At 29.1% G+C, this 19,849-nt stretch carries 17 protein-coding genes; 3 read left to right on the top strand and 14 right to left on the bottom strand.

The features are described from left to right. Window positions 1–242: 242 nt before the first annotated feature. Entirely contained in the window at window positions 243–1,406 is a 1,164-nt protein-coding gene (locus tag OF377_RS00915; RefSeq protein ID WP_263836026.1) for a hypothetical protein, read from the bottom strand. A 43-nt stretch (window positions 1,407–1,449) separates the two neighbouring features. Beyond that, complete coding sequence (locus OF377_RS00910; RefSeq protein WP_263836025.1) at window positions 1,450–5,154, bottom strand: DUF31 family protein; 3,705 nt, start codon at window positions 5,152–5,154, stop codon at window positions 1,450–1,452. A 261-nt stretch (window positions 5,155–5,415) separates the two neighbouring features. Here OF377_RS00910 and OF377_RS00905 point away from each other — a divergent pair, with 261 nt between their 5' ends. Further along, complete coding sequence (locus OF377_RS00905; RefSeq protein WP_263836024.1) at window positions 5,416–5,892, top strand: hypothetical protein; 477 nt, start codon at window positions 5,416–5,418, stop codon at window positions 5,890–5,892. A 66-nt stretch (window positions 5,893–5,958) separates the two neighbouring features. On the opposite strand, the gene OF377_RS00900 is transcribed toward OF377_RS00905, so the two are convergent. Genes OF377_RS00900 through dnaX form a run of 6 tightly spaced genes read right to left on the bottom strand, consistent with a single transcriptional unit; the run spans window position 5,959 to window position 13,564 of the window. Further along, window positions 5,959–8,976, bottom strand: a complete 3,018-nt coding sequence (locus OF377_RS00900; protein WP_263836023.1) for a hypothetical protein — start codon at window positions 8,974–8,976, stop codon at window positions 5,959–5,961. 22 nt (window positions 8,977–8,998) lie between these two features. Continuing rightward, on the bottom strand, window positions 8,999–9,226 hold the full coding sequence (locus OF377_RS00895) for a 4Fe-4S binding protein (protein ID WP_263836022.1): 228 nt from the start codon (window positions 9,224–9,226) through the stop codon (window positions 8,999–9,001). Between the two features lie 16 nt (window positions 9,227–9,242). Next, window positions 9,243–10,598 (bottom strand): signal recognition particle protein, encoded by a 1,356-nt coding sequence (gene ffh, locus OF377_RS00890; protein WP_263836021.1) that lies wholly within the window; start codon window positions 10,596–10,598, stop codon window positions 9,243–9,245. Between the two features lie 12 nt (window positions 10,599–10,610). Next, on the bottom strand, window positions 10,611–11,213 hold the full coding sequence (gene recR, locus OF377_RS00885) for a recombination mediator RecR (protein ID WP_263836020.1): 603 nt from the start codon (window positions 11,211–11,213) through the stop codon (window positions 10,611–10,613). A gap of 3 nt (window positions 11,214–11,216) precedes the next feature. Beyond that, on the bottom strand, window positions 11,217–11,519 hold the full coding sequence (locus OF377_RS00880) for a YbaB/EbfC family nucleoid-associated protein (protein WP_263836019.1): 303 nt from the start codon (window positions 11,517–11,519) through the stop codon (window positions 11,217–11,219). A gap of 11 nt (window positions 11,520–11,530) precedes the next feature. Beyond that, window positions 11,531–13,564 (bottom strand): DNA polymerase III subunit gamma/tau, encoded by a 2,034-nt coding sequence (gene dnaX / locus OF377_RS00875; protein WP_263836018.1) that lies wholly within the window; start codon window positions 13,562–13,564, stop codon window positions 11,531–11,533. A gap of 133 nt (window positions 13,565–13,697) precedes the next feature. On the opposite strand from dnaX, the gene OF377_RS00870 reads away from it, so the two are divergent. Together OF377_RS00870 and OF377_RS00865 are read left to right on the top strand one after the other, a co-directional pair. Beyond that, the gene (locus tag OF377_RS00870; protein WP_263836017.1) at window positions 13,698–14,381 is read left to right on the top strand and encodes a deoxynucleoside kinase; all 684 of its coding nucleotides are present in this window, start codon (window positions 13,698–13,700) and stop codon (window positions 14,379–14,381) included. Further along, window positions 14,368–14,565: a hypothetical protein gene (locus OF377_RS00865; protein WP_263836016.1), complete on the top strand. Its 198-nt coding sequence runs from the start codon at window positions 14,368–14,370 to the stop codon at window positions 14,563–14,565. The genes OF377_RS00870 and OF377_RS00865 overlap by 14 nt, the downstream gene beginning before the upstream one ends. Window positions 14,566–14,609: 44 nt before the next feature. Here OF377_RS00865 and OF377_RS00860 read toward each other — a convergent pair whose 3' ends face one another. The 6 genes from OF377_RS00860 to OF377_RS00835 form a co-directional block, all read right to left on the bottom strand. After that, window positions 14,610–16,037, bottom strand: a complete 1,428-nt coding sequence (locus tag OF377_RS00860) for an HDIG domain-containing metalloprotein (RefSeq protein WP_263836015.1) — start codon at window positions 16,035–16,037, stop codon at window positions 14,610–14,612. A 122-nt stretch (window positions 16,038–16,159) separates the two neighbouring features. Further along, window positions 16,160–17,206: a recombinase RecA gene (gene recA, locus OF377_RS00855; RefSeq protein WP_263836014.1), complete on the bottom strand. Its 1,047-nt coding sequence runs from the start codon at window positions 17,204–17,206 to the stop codon at window positions 16,160–16,162. 63 nt (window positions 17,207–17,269) lie between these two features. Next, entirely contained in the window at window positions 17,270–17,734 is a 465-nt protein-coding gene (locus tag OF377_RS00850; protein ID WP_263836013.1) for a CinA family protein, read from the bottom strand. Window positions 17,735–17,816: 82 nt separating this feature from the next. Next, window positions 17,817–18,260 carry a hypothetical protein gene (locus tag OF377_RS00845; protein ID WP_263836012.1) on the bottom strand — a complete coding sequence of 148 codons (444 nt, stop codon included), beginning with the start codon at window positions 18,258–18,260 and terminating at the stop codon, window positions 17,817–17,819. Then, window positions 18,238–18,855, bottom strand: coding sequence for a hypothetical protein (locus tag OF377_RS00840; protein ID WP_263836011.1), 618 nt, complete (start codon window positions 18,853–18,855; stop codon window positions 18,238–18,240). Before OF377_RS00840 ends, OF377_RS00845 begins: the two co-directional genes overlap by 23 nt. 124 nt (window positions 18,856–18,979) lie before the next feature. After that, the gene (locus OF377_RS00835; RefSeq protein ID WP_263836010.1) at window positions 18,980–19,846 is read right to left on the bottom strand and encodes an urease accessory protein UreD; all 867 of its coding nucleotides are present in this window, start codon (window positions 19,844–19,846) and stop codon (window positions 18,980–18,982) included. Window positions 19,847–19,849: the final 3 nt, after the last annotated feature.

Here is a 19,849-nt window from a genome sequence, read left to right as displayed (position 1 = left end):
CCTAAATAATCTATTACTTTATTTTTAATTGATTTTGCTCATCTATTCCGCAAATCTCTAAACTATCTATTTGTTGATTATTCTGTTAAATTCTTCAATGCTAACACCGCTATTTGTCGACTTTTAACAAATACCAGTTAAAATACACTAAAACACATTTGTGCAAATAATTTACAAATTTTTATTTTATTATTAGATATCAAAACTAAATTTATTGTGTATCAATTAGATAATTTATGGTATTAAATATTTGTTCTTACTTCCATTTTTTTAAACATTTTTTGGTTATCTAAAACATATATTATTGCATCTGTATCATCGAAAACCAGAATATTATTTAGTTCATAATCAGCATTTTCATCATAGGGAAATTCAATTTGTAGATGACCATTTAAATCAATTTTCCCAACATATTGTTGATGAATTGCATTTGTTGTTTGGTTCTTAAAATGCTTATAAAAAACCAGTTGTACATATTTATTTTTTAAACCATTAAATAGTAATAACAATTGGGCTTTTTGAGTTGATGATTGATATTTAATTAGTCCTTTAGTAATACTGAAATGTTGAATTAATGCTGCTGTATCAATATATTGCTTGTTAAAATGTACACGAACTAAATTATGAAATGTATTTGGGACATTCTTAATTTCTAATTTATCTATTAAATATTGTTTCCGAGGCAATAAATTAATGAAGGAAAAATGTGCATTATGCAAATTAGAATCCTTCAATAATAATGGGTTTGATGTATAAACCACATTATTTTCATCACGAATTTTTAAGACAACCTCTTTGGTTTTTCAATATAATTGCTTACTAAAATCAATATGTAGATTAATTGGAATTCTTCATGTATTTGAATCAATGTGATATAACATTTTCGCTTCATCCGCGACACTAACATTTATGAGTACATTTAAATTTTTTCTCTGGAAGCCAAGGGGTTGTGTTATGTTTACTCGGTGAATTAACTCACTATGTTTATCAAAATAACTAATGGATTTCATTAAATATAAATCATTGTTAAGGTGCATATTTAATTTATAAACATCTTGGAATCGTACACTCTTATATGTGTGCTTTTGTTTGGTTTCTTGGTTTTCAAAAGTAATACTAAAAGTTTGAAATAAACTTGGATTTTTAAATTTAACACTAAATACCCAACCTTCATTTAAATCATATTTAAAATCAATATTTGTAAGGTTTTGTTCAAGTTCCTTCTTAATTAATTCTTGCTCTTTTTCTAATATACTCAAATCATTTAATTCATTAGTTAAAAAGATTGTCTTAGGTTTTTGCACCACTGTTTTCTGATTTAATTGCGCACAAGCAACAGCTAAAAAACTTACTGTGCTAATTGGTATAAAACTTATGATAAACCATCATCATTTATATTTTCTCATCAAAACTTATTTCCTTAATTTAACCAGTAAAAACCCATGATTTTTACTGATCTAGTTTTTTAATTGCTGATCAATATTTTTTTAATCATGAGTTTTCTGCTGTCCGAGTTGATAAATAATGAGCAATTGGTGATCAACTTTTGTTGTAGTCTAATGATTGTCATAATGCATAAACATTGTTTTGGTCGGTACTTCCTGCATAAAAAATTCCTACAAGCTCTTTATCTTTATTTATAACCATTGATCCAGATGAACCACGATGAAAAGTAGAAAGTGGTTGGTCAGGCGAAGGTATCATATAAAAATTATTTTCTGTGATTGCTGCAACCAACTTCTTTAGATTTTGGCGTTCTTCTTGTGTGTTATGTAGGTTATATGCTACATTGATAAATGTATCATAATAAAATGCGTATTTACTATATTCTTTTGGAACTCGGTACTCCCCAAAAGCTTTATTATATGTAAATAAAGAGGGGTTGTAATAACGATTGCTAATTCCAGTAAAACTTGCCGCTTGGTCATATGGAATGTTACCATCTTGCATTCGCGAATAACCATAAATACTAATTTCTTCACTTCGGTTACCCAAATCATCAGTCTTTAATGCAGCAACTAACGTTGGCAGTTTATCATATTCTACAAATGCTGGTGGTTTTGGTAGACGGGGATTTAGTTTGACCTTAACAATCGCCATATCAACACCTGCATTAGAAATTGTTTTGGTAACCACGTAATCTTCCGTGTTCCGATAGTCTTTGTATTCCTTTCGTACATAATCAACGATATAAGGATCTAAAATTTCGAAACTAATAATATTGTTATCCTCATTTGCAAGTCCTAGTTCATCAAAACGTTTTTGGTCAATATAACGGTAGTTTAAATAACTTCGAACATAATATCTAAATAAATCAACCGAATTATTTTGTGCTTGGAAACGTTCTCTTGTGTTTCAATTGGAATCTGTGCTTGGTGTATAAATACTAATATGGTTTTTTCATAAAGCACTAAACGGTAAACGATCTGTACCTGAATAACTAAAATTAAATATATTATAGTCACTACCTAAACGATTTCGGTCTTCTTCATTTAAACGTCGTGTGTTTAAGTTCGGATTTGATAGTGTTTTTTCGTTATTACTAATAATTAACGGATATGCTAATTGCGCAACAACGTGTAAATTTGTTGCAATATAGTAAGTCATTCCTGACGGATCAGATAAATCTTTATCTAAAACTCATCCAGTTCCTGAATTCATCGAACCAGTTGTAATCAAATGGGTTTGTGCATGGTAAGGGTTTCTCTCCCCATATAATTCATAGATTTCTCCTGGATAGTTTATTCTAAATGAACGGTCACGAATGAATTTCGCTAACGAACGAGAATCGTTTTTTAAATTTTGTTTCAACAATCGAATTGCATTCTCGTTTGCATCATTATTAACACTAGTTTCACTAATTGTGAAAGGATAACTAACACTAAAAAATTTCTGTTTAATTTGGTGGTCTGCAATGTTAAAAATATTAACTTTTTGTACTTGATAATTTTTATTTATTTCTAAACCTGATATTTGAGCACGCACAATTTGATTTGAGGCATCTACAATTGAAGAATAATAAATCTTATCCGGATGATTAACCTCGATGATTTCTAATTGGTACCCAATGTGATCAGTTGTTGAAGTTCTAAATGATAAAATAAAATTATTACTATAATCAAAACCAGTTGGGGTTCATTGACTAAACTCTAAATTTAATTGCTGTTCATTAACGCTAATAAGTTTATTTTCCTGTTGATAAACAACTTGATATTTTTCTTCTAACAACCCTTGTTGCTGATAACGTTTTGCTGCTTCTTCATTATCAAAAACCATAGTTGCATAGTAGTAATATTCTTGGTTTGTGTGGTAGTTAAAACGGTATGTAGCAAGCCCATTCTCGTTTACATAAAATGGATTAGAACGTGCACGTACAAATTCTTCAGTACCATCTTTTTTTAAGGTGTTTAAATAAACAACAATATATTTGTTTTTTAAATTCCTAAATTGTAATTGTAGCAACGCTTTATTATTAATGTCAGAGTTGTCAATATTAATAGTTTCCAATTCAAACGTTTGTAACTGATTCGGTGTTGCAACTGTGTAATTACGCGTTTGTGCAGTGATTAAATCTTCTAAATTTTTGTCTTGATAATTTATTTTATATTCAGTTACTAAATAACGAGTATTGGGAGTTAAATCATTAAAAACAAAACTAATTTCTTGGCTTGAACTTAATGTTTCTAAAGTTACGAGTTCTGATTTGTGAATTTGGCGATTAGCATCGATTAGTTCTAATTGAATAGTAATTGGATTATTAATCTTTTTAGTCAATGGACCAAAATATAAGTCTGTATTTAAAATTCATTGACTTTCTTGCTGGATTAAATAGCGTTTAGTAGGTGAAATTTGCATTTCAGAATTCAAAAACAACAATTCATTACTAAAAGTTATATTTTCTAAATTTTGATTACCAATTAATTCTTGATCAGCATTATAGTAATCAATTTTAGTTAATTCATAATTTTCATTATCTAACATAATTCCCAATTCATATGAATCTAGTCTATTATGCACAGGAATGATTTTAGTTTCTTTAGTTTCATTATTACTATTTCTATATGAAAAACTAAAGAAACTAAAATCTGTTTGACTGAAGATAGGAAGAAAAATCCAACCCTTGTTAACATCATAAGAAAAATCAAAATTTTTTAAATAGTTAAGTTCAACAGCTTGTGGTACAGGCTTGTTTTCGCCTTTATGCTTTGCCTCATCAACTGGTTTTGAACTAATAGAATCCCCGTCACTATCCCCTGATAAATTATTTGTATTTGGGTTTGATAATTCATTTAATAAATCCGTTGTTAAGCTGTAGTTTTGCCCAAGCTGGTATTGGTCAATACGGGTTTCATCTTCTTGACTCGTACTGATTTTTAAATCAATTAAATAATATTTAGTATTAGGGCTTAATTGATCCTTAGTGAAAGTAAAATCTAACGTATTATTCACTAATATAACCGGTTCTGAGTCAATGATTTTTTGGGCCCCTTCGCCTTCTTTTAAAACAGCACGGTATGTGTAATTTATATCTAAAAAACTGTATGCAAACGGGAAATTAAAGTGTCATTTCTGCTCTGTTTCATTAAAACTAATTGTTTTTTCAATTGTATTAGTTGCAATCAAGTCAAGAGGGGGAGTTGTAATATCAGTAACAATTTGCTCAGATAAACGACTACCTGCTTCATCGTAAAAAATAATTTTTAATTTGTAGTCGCTATTAGGTTTTAACAGGTTAAAGGGAATCAAAATATGATCATCTTTCAAATTAGATTCTATCTGATTACCATTAATATCAATAATTGCTTTTGTTGCTTTATAATAAGTGTATTTATTAACTGTATAACCTAAAGTTCAGTAGTTTAAATTATGTAAATCATAATTGATAAAATTATCAATTTCAAATGCGAAGCCAGTGTTAAAATTACCATCAGATTCATTCTCAAATTCAACATTTTTTTCGTTCGGTTTTGATTCTGAGACTGTTGGTTTTGATTCTGGTTTTTCAGCTTTAACTTCTGGTTTTTTGGGTTCAATAACTGGCGATAATGATGGTGTTTTTGGAAATGCAAAACACGATGCTAATAACGGAGTTATGAGAAATGTTGTGCTAACTAGTCCAATACTAATTAGGATTTTTGTTTTTTTAAAACGCATGGTACACTCCTTTATGTGATTATAGCAAAAAATAAATTCCTTTTATAACATATAAAGGAATTAGCAAATTAAATTAATTTTATAAAAATTTAACGCATATTTTAAAAAAGATTTTCAATGTTCCTATTCTTTTTCAATTTATAAAGATTTATCGGTGTTTATAAATTTTTGTGTTCTTTTTTTCTCTTATTTAATTATGTGTCTTAGTATTAGTTTATAATTTATAATATATAAATTTATATAAAATAAGGAACATTTTTAATGACTAAATTAATTAAATTAAACTCAACCTATATTTCACTATCAAATGCACGCTCATTCGTTGTCCTACCTGAAGATGTTGAAACATTTTTAGAAATTGCAAACGAAGAAGATCAAACTCGTTACGAAGCATCTGATTTAGGTTCTGAACTTTATGTTTCATACCAAGACTACCAATCAACTGTAGCTGTTTTTTCGTTAAAAGAAAACGATCTACAAGCACGTTTAGACAAATTTGTTGCTTCAAATGAAACGGTATTAGACTTATCTGAATTCTTTTTAGATATTCATTTTAGTGAAGATGACTGTGATGATGAAGACGATTGCTGTGGTGAGGACAACTGTTGTAGTGAAAACAACGAAGAAGCTCACGACCACGAACACACAGATTGTTGTTCAGACGATAATGAAGATTGTTGTTCATCATCAAACAATGATGACCACAGTCATGAACATACTCACACACGCACTAATTAGTTCATTTATTATTGAAAATATAAAAACCTTTGCTTTTATTTTATAAGCAAAGGTTTTTCTTTGAAATTAAATAAATATCCTTTTTGTTCAAACTAGTAATGGTTGATTAGGATTAGATAAATCAACAACTGGTTTTTTAAAATGTATAACTAACAATATTTTTTTCATTAAAACATTTTGATAAAGTAATTCATCAGATTCGTTTTCGGTTGTTTTGGGAATTCCTAAAACAACCGGTAAAGCGGTAATATACACATCATTATCCAAATCTATACCTTTTCCAAAAGCAAAAACCTTGTTTTTAATTAATTCTTCTAAGTCAACATTTAAAACGTCGTTTGTTTGGTAGATACTAGTTCTTCGGTTAAGTGCATCTGTTAAAGTAATTTTATCAATCGATTTTGTCTCAATTTCATTAAATAAATTATCTAGTACGCTGATATTATTTGTAGCTAATGCTTTTCATTTGGTAGGGTCATATATAAATGTATAGTCAGTATGGTATGCGTTCTGATTGAATTTACTTCATTCATCCTTGTATTGCTCATTAATTTTATTTAATGGGCTAATGGAATTTGTTGCAAAAATTGAAAATGGTTGTTTAAATGTTCATTGACGATAAAATAATAAACTTAAAACTGGTGCTAAATAATCTTTGGATAAAATTGTATTTGCGGTATATTGGCTCTGGTCTAATAATTTCTTAATAGTTTCTGTAAAATGTACATTTACAGTGTGTTGGGGATAAAAAGTATAACCTAAAGCATACTGATCATTTTCTTTTGCTCTGTAGATCATTGGGGTAATTTGTTGAGGTTCATTAATAACAACTTTATGTTCAAGATAGTCCCCAGCAATTAATTCCAATCGCTTAGGCAGTTCGTTTCTTACAATCGAAATAATTTTATTAATTTGTTGATTGTCATCACTTGATGGTAATAAATCGTAAATATTTTGTAAATTAAACCCAACATTTTGTTTGATTGTATATGTGTAAAACATTTGTAATTTATTAATAGTTTGTTTTTCATCATCGTATTCAAACTCAAGTGTTTGTTCGTCAAAACTAATAGCAATTTGGTTGTTAATAAAATCTTTTAAGCTAATTGTTGTGGTTTCATTATTAGTTGTTGTTTCCAAATACAAAAAGCTTCGTAACAATTTTTGAATATTTGCTTTACTTCAATTACCATTTTTGAAAATAAAAGTATTTAAAATTTCCAAAATATTTTCAGGAATCATGATTTTGAAGGTTTTTAATAAATCTATAATTTTTATTAATCCTTCTTTATAGTTAATTGTTTCATCCTGATTTAAACTAATTAAATCAAGTACTTTGATTTGTGAAAATAAATATTTTTGTTCCGCACCCAACGAATCATTTTGCTTAGGAACAATTAAATCAATAATTTCTTTGATTTCATTAACAAGACTCGCTAGCGTCAAATCCTCGCCAATATTTAATTCAGGCAAATCGTTCGTTGGAATTGATAATAACAAACTCGCAATGTCGTCAAAAAAATTAAAAATCCCATAAGTTCCGTCATTATCTGTTTTCGCTTTTTTCTCTGAGTTAATTACTTCCTGAAATACTGCATTAATCAAGCGCTTAAACGGAACAATGGGTGCTAAATCAATCGAAGCGATTAAAGCTTGTAATTGGTCCGCTTCATTAATTAAGTTTTGGGCAAAATTAATACTCATAAACTTCTCATAAATAATTTTCTTGATACTCTTTTTATCTTTTAGCAAGATGTCAAGAATATATCCCAAAACCGGTTTAAAGGTCTCAAGGACCTCACCGAATGAGCGGTTCGACGCAAAGGTCTGAGCAATTTTTGCAATTGCTTTACTGCGAGTATAATTTAGTAGTAAATCATAGAATGCATTCGCATTTGTCTTAAACAATGTAACTAAATTTTGATCTTCATAAACGCTGTTAAGAATATCAAAAACATTATTAACTGTTGTTTTGACTACCAATTGACCAGATTCGAAATTATGTTTAATATCCTCAAGGATATCGTTCCCTTTAATAGTTTTTAATTTGGTTAACAAATCATTATTCATATTAAAAATATTTTGTTTATATGTTACATTTTTTAAAGACTGATTTAGAACATATGAATCTCACAACACTCGCCCCATAGCTCTATTTCAAACTAAATTGATTGGACCTGGCGAGATTATAAATAAATTTTCCTCTCCCTGTTTCGCATTCTCACGAACTTCTTTAGATTCTGAAGTAATGTTTATTGCATTGAAATAGTATCCTAATTTATAAGTATTGTGTAATAATTGGCTTTCAAAATTTGATAATGTTTTGTATTTTTGATCTCGATATAAATCAAGTATTAATGGAGAGTCCTTAACAGCAAAATTAATAGTTAATGATGAGTTTTTTCTAATCGCTTGGGCATTAGTGCTAAATAAATCTTTAATAATAATGTCTCGTTTGCTTTGATTAGTCAAAGTAATACTAAAGTCTAAATTAATTTTAATATCTTGATTTAAATCATTGACACTAATATCAGGGTCAAATCTAATCAACTTTTGATTAGGGTTAATTATTATGGTTTCTTGATTTAAGTTCAAACGAGTTGCACTAATCTTAATATCCGATGCACTAAAACTAAAATCATCCTTAATTAATGTATTGTATTGGCTATAAATTTTATTAATATATGCTGCAATATCTTTTTTAATACCATTAAGAGTTAATCGTTGATATCAATCTGCAACTTCTGGATCATTTAGACTAATTACTCGCTTCATATAATCAGCTATTGAACCATTTTTAATTAAATGATATTTATAGAAATTTTCATTTTGATTTTGGATAACACTTTCTAATTGATTGTACTCACTAAAATATGTATTAAAGTCCTTATCAGTTTGGCTGTAATCTACATTTGCATCGACGTATGTACTAGATGCAGGAATAACATAATCATCATACTCAAATTTTTCTAAATTGTAATTATTTTGTTTTTGAATATTACTACAACTTGCAGCAATGGGAGCAATAATTGTTAAAGGTGTTAAACCCAAAAGACACTTCCATCAGATTTTTTTCTTTTTCATAACCTAACCTCCTGTCTTATGGTTATTGGTTGAAATATTTTTTACGTTTCTCATACCAAATTTGCATATCATCCATATCAATACACATTGCCGGACAAACATTGGCACATGCACCACAACTAATGCATTTTTCATTCACTCAAGCAATGTTATTTTCGTCAAGTTCAATTGCATCAACTGGACAAACAGTTGCGCATGCACCACAGCCAATACAATCTTCACGATTTACAATTGCAATTAATTTACTCATAGTATAAACCTCTTATCTAGAATAAATCTCCTAATCCACCATCTTTACCAAATGGATTCTTTCCACCTTTTAACATTTTGCCAATCTCAGCCATTTTATCCCGAGCATTTTCTCATTGTTTATACAATTTATTAAATTCATCTGGTGATCTTCCTGATCCTTTTAAAACCCGAATTTTCCGTGTTGGTTCTTTTTTAAATAAACGCGGGTTTCGACGTTCTTTTAATGTCATACTATCAAGCAAATAAGATCAAACTTTGATTTTTTCGCTCGCATTTTCTGTTTCATCATCAGAAATTTTATTTAGTCCTGGAATCATTTTTTTAATTGCACCCAATGAACCCATTTTGTTCATTTGTTCAAATTGCAATTTCAAATCTTCAAAATCCATTTTCCCCGCCATCATTCTGCTATATGAGGCACGCGCTTTTTTCTCGTCAACAACATCCATAGCTTTTTCAGCAAGGGTCATAATGTCACCAAGTCCAAGAATACGGTCAGCCATTCTTTCGGGATAAAAATCATCAATTGATCCTAATTTTTCCCCAGTTCCTGTGAATTTAATTGGAACATTTAACAACGAAGTTAATGATAAAACAGCACCTGCTCGAGCGTCAGAATCTAATTTAGTAACCACAATTCCAGTTAAATTTAGACGTGAATGAAATTCTTTAGCAACATTAATAATGTCTTGCCCAGCCATTGCATCGACCACTAAAAAAACTTCATCAGGTACAAAAGCACGTTTTACATCCACCAACTCTTGCATTAATTCATCGTTAGTTTGTAAGCGTCCTGCAGTATCAACAATTATCAAATTATTATCTGCTTCGTCTGCCTGATGCATTGCATGTTTAACAATTTGATCAACTTTTTTATTTTCTCTATCAGCGTAAAAATTAACACGCGTTTGGTTTGCTAATGTTTCTAATTGATCAATCGCAGCTGGTCGGTAAATATCTGCAGCAACTAAAATGGGTCGTTTATTGAATTTATTGCGGAAATAGTTTGCTAATTTACCACAGGTCGTTGTCTTTCCAGAACCTTGCAACCCTACCATCATAATTTTTAATTGTGATTTGGCTGTATTTACAGGTTGATGTTGAGCACCTAAAATTTTAACTAACTCATCTTTAATAATTTTTAAAACAATATCTGATGGAGTTTGGTTTTTTTCAATATAGACACCAACGGCTGCTTCACGAACATCATTGATAAATTTTTTTACAACCCCAAGATTTACATCGGCATCTAATAAAGCGATTCGAATCTCACTTAAAACTTCCTTTAAATCTTCTGCTTGGATTGTTTCTTTTTTTAATTTTTTAGCCATTCGCTTTGCTACAAGCGAACTAATCATTGAATTTAACATCGGTTAATCTCCTTATTTCAAAAATCTCTTATTAATCAAAGATTGTCGTAAAGTTTCATCATCAGCATAATCAATACTCGAATTTAATGGTATTCCAAATCCTATCCGGTAAATATTAATATTTGAATGGGATTTAAATAAATCTGCAATATATACTGCTGTTGCTTCTCCATCGTGGGTGAAACTTGTGGCAATAATTATTTCATTAAAGCCATGCTCTGTTACTCTGCTATATAAATTATTTAAATTAGTGTGTTCAACAGCAACGTTTTTGCGAAAGGAAATTTCTCCACCAGTTACAAAATACAGACCATCATAAATATTTGCTGATTCAATCCGCTCAACATCTTCATTTGTTGTTACAACCATTAGTTTTGTTTGGTCACGATAGGGGTTTAAACAAATATAGCATTGCTTATCATTTGTCATTACTCCACATGTTTTACACTGCTTAATTTTTTCATATGCATTGTTCAAACGTTTGACAAAATCATTAATATATTTTGCGTCTTGTTTTAATAAAAAAAATGCTCATTTTTTAGCATTTTTTGTTCCTACACCTGGTAGCGAACGTAAAGCATCAACTAGAAGTTCAAATTCGACAGGTTTTTGCATTTATTAAAATAGTTTACCAGCAGCACCTGGCATTACTGAGTTAGTAATTTGTTCTTTTGCAGCAAGCACCGATTTAACAGCTTCATTTACTGCTTTTGCTGCTACATCCTGTAGTGTATCCAAATCATCTGGATCAACAATATCAGGGCTAAAAATCATACTTAAAACTTCTAAGTTGCCTTTAATTTTGATTGAAACTAAGCTTTTGTAATCAAAATCAAATTCTTTCGCTTCAAATTCTGCTTGTTTCTTCTTTAAAGAATTTTGGATTTTTTGTGCTTCTTGCATCATTTTTTGTAAATTCATATATGAACTCCTTATTCATTTTCTTCGTTATCTAAATTAGCGATCAAATCAATAATTTGATCTCCTTCTTTTTGGTAATCTGCATACAGATTAATTCATTGATAAATAATATTATCTTTAATTATAGGCGATTTTTCGTCATAACTTTGTTTTTTATAAACATCAATTAGTTCGCTAAAGGTTGCTTTTGCTAGAAAACTATACTGTTTATTAGGAACCAAGTTTTTGTAAATAAAAGTTATAAAATTAATATTACTAAATGCTTTATAAATTTTGGGAAGAATAATTTTATTACATAAACAAACAATTCCGTTTTCAGATACTGCAGCTATACTCTTAATTTCCTTGACTAAGTTTAATCATTTTAATTCTTCATTAGAATATGATAATTCTGAGTTTGGATCTAATCATTTATTCTTTAAAGATTTAAGTTGTTCATTTACTGAAATACTTTTTGTTTTATCTTTATAAACATTAAAAATGGTGTTTAGAGCATACTCTTCATTTTGTTTCTCAATCTCTTCGAGTGATTGCGAAATAATTGGCTGACTAAGTTCTGTTAATAATGGGTTGGTTGCTGGTGAAGTCGTTGAATTAGAAAAAATTTCTTTTGAATCCAACAACGGTTCAGTCCTAACCTTTGTTTCTGAAGATGCAACGTTTATTTCACCAGTATCAATGATTGGTGATATACTTTTAGTTCTCTTCAATTGCTGAGCAGGTTTGAATTTTCCTAAACTGTTAATATCTTCATCACTATAAGAAAATTTAAAATCAAAAAAAATAGTTTTTGGTAAAACTTTTGGTTGAACAATTGAAACCTTACTACCATATAAATTTTTTATAGGATTAGATTGCAATTCTTGTTCTCCTAATAATTTTGATTTTACACTGTTCTGCTCAACAGTTTCATTGATTTTCAATCTTAACTGTTGCTTTTGTCCAACTAGTTTATCAATTTCCTTTAACTCCCGAACACTAGGGAACATTAAACTATAAAAGCTTTTTAGTAGTTCAAATTGTTCATCTAAACTATTCTTTAATTGACTATGTACATTAATCAAACTATTTGTTGCCTCATCAATTAAATTTTCAAAATTTTTTAAATCTTCAAAATCATTTTCTTTTAAAATATCGTTAGAAATATATTTTTTAGCTAAAGCGTTTTCTTTATAAACAAACAAGATATTTAATAAATCATAGACAAAAGTTTGCAAATCACAACCTTGTTCAGCAAAATTATTTAAAACTTTTTTTAATTGAGCAAAATCCTTATTTAGTATTAATTTTAAAAAATTAATTTTTTCTTCGTAACCAACTAAATTAAATGTTCTATTAATTAAATCTAAATTAATTTTTTTGCTAAAAGTAGCCAATTGATCTAACAAACTTAACATATCACGTGCGGAATAACGTGCTAAATTAATCAATAAATCGCATGCTAAATTATCAATTACAATATTTTCCTTTTTCGCAACATCTAATAATAAAGTTTTCAATTGTCCACTATTTAATCCTTGAAAATCAAACCTTTGGCTCCTACTAATAATTGTTAATGGAATCTTGTGAAATTCTGTTGTCGCAAAAACAAAAACAACATGTGCTGGTGGTTCCTCTAATGTTTTTAAAAAAGCGTTTCATGCTTGAGTCGTCAGCATATGTGCTTCATCAATCACATATACTTTTTTCTTGAAATTTGTCGGAAGATAATAAACATTATCAATAATTGAACGAATTTGTTCAACACCATTGTTACTTGCGGCATCTAATTCAACAAAATCCACAGCTGTATCATTTAACAAATTAATACAATTAGTACATTTTGTGCAGCAATCGTTATTAACCGGATCTAAACAGTTAATTAGCGATGCAAAAATACGTGCAATACTTGTCTTCCCGATTCCTCTTGGTCCACTAAAAATATATGCATGATTAATTTTGTTTAATCCAACCGCATTCATTAGAATCGTTTTAATATGTTCTTGACCAATCACATCTGCAAAAGTATGTGGTCGATATAAACGGTAAAGTGATAAATTGGACATAAATAACCTTTCTGTCACATATTATAATTATATGTTATTGGCCTTTAATAAAACAAACCTGTTCTAATTTTTGTATCTGCTAATCAAGATATTATTCGTTATAATTTTAATTACAATCAAGGAGAATATGAATATGAATAATCAAAATACACCACCATTTAAAAAAAATCGAATTGCCAATGCAATTGCAATTGGCGGAATGATTGCTTTTGGAAAATCAACTCTCGCAGAAGCATTACATAAAGCAATCAATAAAAGCCATGTTGTTTATGAACTAAACGATAATGATCAATTAATGCAATTATTATTACAAAAAATGTATGAAAGAGAAAATAATATTTTGTATGGTTCTTTATTTCAACTATATTTTGTTTTAAACCGATTTGACAATTATAAGAAAAATTGTAATCAACAAAATTTAACGATTTTTGATCGAAGCATTTTTGAGGATTGATTATTTGCTCATGCAAACATCAACAAACCGAGTGTTTTTCAATATTATGCTAGTTTATGAGATGGTGTTTGTAAGGAATTAGTCTATGAATTAGGAGTTCCTAGACTATACATTATTCTTGATGGCAATTGAGAATTGTTTAAAGAACGAATTTATAAACGTAACCGTGCCGTTGAAATTAATAATTTCGCCAAAAACGAAACTTATTTTAAAAACTTATTGGAAAAATATACTGATTATATGGTTAATGTTTGTAAAGATTTTGGAATTGATTATTTAGTGCTTGATGCACGCGCAACTGTGGAAGAATCAGTTAATAAAGTTTTAGAAGAACTTAAAAAATACAATTATGAAGTTAAGTAAAAAGGCTAAAATTATTCTTATTGCAGGAACAATTGTTGGTCTAGGTAGTGTTTTTGCAATCTATGGTGTGAGTAAAGCCAAAGAGGATGCAACAGCACGCGAAGAACTAAAAAAAGAAGGAAATAATCCTGATAATAAAAATCAAGAGGGTAATTCTGACGATAATAACACTAATGAAAAATAAATGAACTATATGCCAAAAACATATAGTTCATTTTTCTTCATATATTAAACTGGAATATTTGTTTCTAGTGTAATTCGTTTTTCTTTGATCATTACTATTTGAATCTTATAATTGCCAAGCAAATCATTAGTTTCAATTTTATTCTTAATTTGATAACCTAAATAGTTTAATAAATCATCATTTACAATATTTGCATCAACCATTACACGTAATTGACGTCCTGATTTAATCACATACGCTTGTTTAACACCCTCAAATTCATAACATAAATTTTCTAGTTCATTTACCCGTTTGAAATATTCATCATAAGAATTTACCCTGGCACCAGGACGCGCTGCTGATAAAGTATCAACAACTTTAACTAAAGCACCATAAATACTAGTTGGGGTAACTTTATTGTGGTGTGATTCAATTCCATTGATAATATCAGCATCAAATTTTAAACGATGTCCCAAAAGCACGCCCGCTTCAACATGATCTAAATCACTTTCAAAATCAATAGTTTTTCCGATGTCATGAAAGAAAGCCACTTTTTTTGCTTTAACAGAATCAATACCTAATTCTTTTGCAATCATTTCTGCAAGTTGCGCACATTCAAGAGAGTGCGTCAGAATGTTTTGACCATATGAAGTTCTAAACTTCATTCTACCAACATATTCATAAACTTCGGGAATAAAATCGAAAAAACCTAACTGGTTTTCTAAAACATCTTTTCCAATAATTTTTAAATTTTCATCAAATTTGTTTTTCTCTTCTTCATAAATTAACTCAATCCGGTTACTATCAATGTTTTTGCTTTCAATTAATCTTTTCATCGCTAATGAAGCGATTTCACGTCGGATTGGATTAGGAGAAGATACACCAATAATCGGTTGTTGACGGTCGACGATTAAGTCTACACCTGCAACATTTTCAAAAACAGCTTTATTACGGCCATCACGACCGATGATTTTTCCTTTTAGGCTGTCATCTTGCATTGTAATATTAAATAGCGAACGCTCAACAATTAGTGGTTCCGCTAAATTTTGCATTGTATCAACTAAAATATTGTTTGCATAATATTTGAAGTATTCATCAAAATCACGTTTTTGCTTTAAGTAATCCTTCGCAAGTTCTTTTTTATGTTTTTGATGCATATAATTCAATAATTCTTGTTTTGCTTCTTGTTCACTATAATTATTTGCTTTCAACAATCATTGTTCATATGTTCTTTTTAATTCGGCAATCTGATTTAAACAATCTTCTTTTTCAGAAATCAAAATATCATACTGATCTTGCAGTTTATTTTTTTCTGCTTTAAGATTATCGAACTCCCTAATTTTCTTATATAAATCTACTTGATCTTTTCTAATTCATATAAGTTTTAGTTGTTTCTTTTTAAATAACACTATTAACCCAACTATAAGTGATAGTGCAATTATCACAAATAAACTCAGTAATATATAAAATAAAATTAAATATGTTTTTTCCATATATATCACCTCATTTAATTATAGATAGTTATTAACTAAAATTAGGCAGCAAAATATGATAACTACTTAGAAATTTATTTTTTATTAAGAAAAAAGTAGTCTATTATCTAGACTACTAATAACTATTCAATCACTACATCAACACTTTTTGGAACATTTAATTCAATGGTGTTAGGTTGTGGTGTTTGAATCAAACTAATCACTTTTTCTTTAACTTTTTCAAACACTTTTAAATTGTTATCTAAATATGTTTTTAATTGATCTTTTCCCTGTGCAATTTTTTCGTTATCTAAGTAAAATCAAGATCCATTTTTGCGAATTACACCATACTGAATCGCAAAATCAATTATTTCATTGTTTGAATTAAAACCTTGACCAAAGAAAATGTCAATATAACAACTTTGCATTGGTGCAGCGAGTTTATTTTTAATGACCGTTACTTTTGTTTTCACACCAATTTTGTTTGTTCCATCCTTAATTAAATCCGCTTTACGAGTTTCAATCCGCAATGATGCATAGAAACGTAATGCTTTTCCACCTGTTGTCATTTCTGGATTGCCAAAAAAAGTGTTAATTTTTTCTCGTAACTGATTTAAAAATAAAATCGCTGTATTTGAACGCGAAATTAAAGGCTGAATTTTTCTTAAACCTTTTGACATTAATCGAGCATGAGCACCCATCGCTGTTTCATTCATATCATTTAAAAATTCATTTTCAGGAATCATTGCGGCAACTGAGTCAACCACAATTAAATTAATATTGTTAGTTTTTAGCAGTGTTTCAATCATATCAAAAGCGATTTCCCCGGTTGTTGGTTGTGCGATAATCAAACGAGATGTGTCAACACCTAATTTTTTTGCGTATGTAATATCAAATGATCCTTCCATATCAATAAATGCAACCTTACCACCGCTTTTCTGACATTCAGCGGCGGTTTGTAATGCAATTGTTGTTTTTCCACTTGATTCATTGCCAAAAATTTCTGTAATGCGGGAAACCGGTATTCCACTAATACCAGTAATATTGTCTAACTGTAATGATCCGGTTGAAATAACCTTGATTTTCTGTTCGGCCAAATCATCAGCTAAACAATATGATGTTTTACTAAATCTAGTTTCTAATGATGCGATTGGATCAATTTGGTCATCTAATTCTTTTTTTGTTTTCATAATAGTTCATCTCCTATGCTTTAATAACCGAAGAAAAAAAGGAAATTTACTAAAAAAATTTTTTTATTTTTCTAAAATCGATGACAAATAAGCAAGAGCATCAAATGCCATTTCTAAACGATTTTTACTTCGTCCTTTATCCGCAATTCGAAACTCTTTCGCTAGAGCAAAATCGTTAACAGCAATCCCAACATAAAACAATCCAACTTCCTTATTTTCATCCCCTGTTGGTCCTGCATTTCCTGTAATTGATAAAGCGATTTGGGTGTTTAATAACTTATTTGTTTTTAAAGCCATCTCTTTGGCAGTTTCAATACTAATGGTAGTTGTTTGAGCAATTATATCTGGATCAACACCAACTACATTAATTTTAGTTTCTTTTGCATAACTAATAATCCCACCTTTATAAAACGATGAGATACCTGATTCTTCTGCTAGCATTGATGCTAATGCCCCGCACGTTGCTGATTCACAAGTTGATAATGTTAACCGATTCTTTTTTAAATATTCAACAAGTTTTTTAATCATATATACATATTCCTTCAACTACTAGTTTTTTTCATCTTAAATAATTTTAACATTCCAACCATAAACATTGTTTATAAACGTTTTAATGTGAAGACAAATTATATAATCGCAATTTTTCATTGCATACTAATAATTCACGATCGTTAATTAAATAACTTGCGGTTTGTTTTAATGATAGTTTATCTAAAATTTCAAAGTAGAAATGATTTGCAATATCCTTACGCCGTTTAGTCCTTAAAGATAAGGGAATAAATGTGTGATATAAACTAAAAATCTTATCTAAATCAATTAGTGATGGATTAATAAATGGATTTCGTTGAATATCAGGTAACTCAATAATAAAGTTTTTCAACAAACAAAATAATTGTGGTTTAGGTGTTTGAACTTTTAAAAATTGTTTTACATCTTCAGTTTTATTTAAACAAATATACATATGTGCTTTTTTCGCAAGTGATGCTTGTAGACCAGGAAACGGTAAATACAACATCACTACATCCCTAACATTAATCAACGATCATTTCTCCATTCTTATTTCATTGGATATATACAGGATTCATTAAATCTTCTTTGTTATTAATATCTGTTAGTGTTTGATAAACTGTGCTATCAACTCTACTAATATCTTCCTGTCTAATCACAAAACGCTTGTTTTGAATTTTCAGCACCAAATAATCATCAATATCCTTGCAACTATTATAAATTTGGTCCAAAAATAACTGGTCATTATTACTTAAATCATCAATTTTAATGCGTATATGTTTTTTGTTAATAGATAATAAATATTCGTATTTTCTTCATAGATCTAAATGATGTGTTAGCATTGATAATTCTTGATTTGTATGCGTTAAAATTAGAAATAAAACCTTATTTGCAATTTTGATATTAAGATTATCAATACTTTCTTTTTCCACCATTTCGCGCAATAATTGATTACGATACAAATAATCACCATAAAGATTACTAAATACCGGACCATGTTGATAAGCGGATAAATATTTTCAATCTGCATCCTCATTTTTTAAGTGTATGAAAACACTATAGAAAAATAAAAACTTATGGATTTGCAAATGATCACAAGATATTACTTTTTCGTGTGTTCATAACCACTTTAGAACTTGCATTTGCATTTTACTTGTATATAACTGCACTTTTCTTCACCCTAATATAATGACCGGATTAAAAACTATTTTTACTTAAAAAAAGCCAAAACCCCATTGGATTTTGACTTTTTTAAATTGCATTTTATTACATTTTTCTTAATTTTAGTTCACGTTTATTTCATAGTTTTTTTCTGAAATATGTATGAGCCACAGCGTTGATTTTTTCAACATCAAAATAAGTATGTGCAAGGGTTCTGATTCCTAGTCCTGGAACATCAAACCCTGAAACACCATATTCGAAATCTAAATCAGGATATGCTTCTTTAATCAAATGACGAACATGAATCACATCATCTTCTGTAACTTTTTGGTCAATGACAATCATTGTTCCACAATACGAATAACCACTCATAATCCCAAATGATGATTCGTCATTCTTACGTGGTTGAAACTTTAAATTATCATACAAAATTAACTTGTCGTCATAATAAATTTTAGAATTTAAATACATTTTTTCGTATTGGTAAGGGATATCATACCGAGATCATCCTGGACCAAAACATTCAGTATAAATTAGTGTTGCACTACTGTGCATACGAAAAACATTGTACTGTTCAAACATTCCATCCTCATAAACAATTACGTTGTCTGAAAGATATTCAAGAATGGCATTTTCAGATAATGTAATATTAGTATGTTGTTTAGATGATTTACCATTAACAGTTTTATAAGCTTTAGTTGATGATTGGGTTGTAATAATACATTTTGCATTTTTTTCAACCTCAAAATCACTTCGATAAACTTCACCAGCAATATAACCACCACCCATAGCAATTAATTGAAAACATGGGTTAGTAGGATCATCAAGATCTACATATAGTGGTTTAGAAGTTCGGAAGAAATTAGTAAAATAAACGGTGTGTGCATAGTTATCTGGTCTCCGTTCATCTGTACTAATTTTGATGTACATATACGCAGCGTATTCCTTGATTTTATCCTTAGTAAGAATCATTTA

The sequence above is a fragment of the Ureaplasma sp. ES3154-GEN genome, assembly GCF_025780075.1.
In the GTDB taxonomy this organism is placed as follows: domain Bacteria; phylum Bacillota_I; class Bacilli_A; order Mycoplasmatales; family Mycoplasmoidaceae; genus Ureaplasma.
This window is presented reverse-complemented; position numbering and strand designations above follow the sequence as displayed.